Annotated in this window: 2 protein-coding genes; one reads left to right on the top strand and one right to left on the bottom strand. The window is 65.8% G+C overall.

From position 1 onward, the window contains the following. On the bottom strand, positions 1-689 hold a 689-nt coding region (gene hrcA / locus EN781_RS32140; RefSeq protein WP_127400706.1), incomplete at its 3' end, for a heat-inducible transcriptional repressor HrcA. A gap of 142 nt (positions 690-831) precedes the next feature. Here hrcA and rph point away from each other — a divergent pair. Continuing rightward, positions 832-1,548 (top strand): ribonuclease PH, encoded by a 717-nt coding sequence (rph, locus tag EN781_RS32135; RefSeq protein WP_126057284.1) that lies wholly within the window; start codon positions 832-834, stop codon positions 1,546-1,548. Positions 1,549-1,613 lie beyond the last annotated feature (65 nt).

Raw genomic sequence — 1,613 nt, 5'->3', positions numbered from 1 at the left:
TCCTGCGACAGCGTGTCGAGGGCGGCCCTGGTCTCGTCCTTGATGCGGGCGATCTCGACGCGCGCCTCGGCCAGTGTGCGGCCCCGGATATGGGCGTTGAGGAAGTTGGAGGCCTCGTGCAGCTGCGACACGGTGGTGCCGGCGGGCAGGTCGACGACGCGGTTCTCGACGTCGCCGTTCTGCGACACCAGCACGGCCAGCGCCTTGGTGGGTTCCAGCTGGATGAACTCGATGTGCTTCAGCGCCACCTCGTTTTTGGCGGCGAGCACCAGGCCGGCGCCGCGCGACATGCCCGACAGCATCTGGCTGGCCTCGGTCAGCATATGCTCCAGCGTGGCGCCCGAGCCGGAGGCGCGCACCTGCGCTTCGATGATGCGGCGCTCCTCGTCGGAGAGGTCGCCAAGCTCCATAAAGGCGTCGACGAAGAAGCGCAGGCCGGTCTGCGTCGGCAAACGGCCGGCCGAGATATGCGGGGCATAGATCAGGCCGAGATGCTCGAGATCGCTCATCACGTTGCGGATGGTGGCCGGCGACAGCGAAGAGGGCAGGATGCGCGACAGGCTGCGCGAGCCGACCGGCTCGCCATCCCTGAGATAGGATTCGACGATGCGCCGGAAGATATCGCGCGAGCGCATATCAAGCGACTGGAGCGCGGGCGACTGCGATGCCGGATCGACTGCCTTGGTCATTCGAGCCAAAACCTCCTGCTCAAATATAGACTTAGGCCGTGCCCGCGCAACCCGGTCCATTTTCCTTTGCGCCATGCGCCGCATGCGTCTACAAGCCGCCAACGAATCCTTGAAAACCAAAAGAAAGAAGAAAGAGGCCTCGATGCGCCCCTCCAAACGCCAAGCCGACGAAATGCGCGCCATCTCCTTCGAGCGCGGCGTCTCCAAGCACGCCGAGGGTTCGTGCCTCGTGAAGTTCGGCGACACGCATGTTCTGTGCACGGCAAGCCTGGAGGAAAAAGTGCCGGCCTGGATGCGCAATTCCGGCAAGGGCTGGGTGACGGCCGAGTACGGCATGCTGCCGCGTTCGACCGGCGAGCGCATGCGGCGCGAGGCTTCAACCGGCAAGCAGGGCGGCCGCACGCTGGAAATCCAGCGGCTGATCGGCCGTTCCTTGCGCGCCGTGGTCGACCTGCAGGCGTTGGGCGAGCAGCAGATCACTGTCGACTGCGACGTGATCCAGGCCGATGGCGGCACCCGTACCGCCTCGATCACCGGCGGCTGGGTGGCGCTCCATGACTGCCTGCGCTGGATGGAGGCGCGGCAGATGGCCAGCGTCGCCAAGGTGCTGAAGGACCATGTCGCGGCGATCTCCTGCGGCATCCATGACGGCCAGCCGGTCCTCGACCTCGACTATCTCGAGGATTCCTCGGCCGGCACCGACGCCAATTTCGTCATGACCGGCAAGGGCGGTATCGTCGAGATCCAGGGCACGGCGGAAGGCGAGCCGTTCTCGGAGGAGCAGTTCGCGTCGCTGATGGGCCTCGCCAAGAAAGGCATTTCGCGCTTGGTCAGCCTGCAGCAGATGGCGGTGGCGTAGGTTTCGAATGCCGAGCCTGGGCACCCCCCTCTGGCCTGCCGGCCATCTCCCCCTCAAGGGGGGAG

The sequence above is a fragment of the Mesorhizobium sp. M4A.F.Ca.ET.090.04.2.1 genome (genome assembly GCF_003999085.1).
Classification (GTDB): domain Bacteria; phylum Pseudomonadota; class Alphaproteobacteria; order Rhizobiales; family Rhizobiaceae; genus Mesorhizobium.
Note: the sequence above shows the minus strand (reverse complement) of the source record. Positions and strands in the feature narration are given on the sequence as shown.

Bases quoted from the DNA above. Each gene is read 5' to 3' on its own strand.
- rph (WP_126057284.1), top strand. From the start codon at position 832: ATGCGCCCCTCCAAACGCCAAGCCGACGAAATGCGCGCCATCTCCTTC.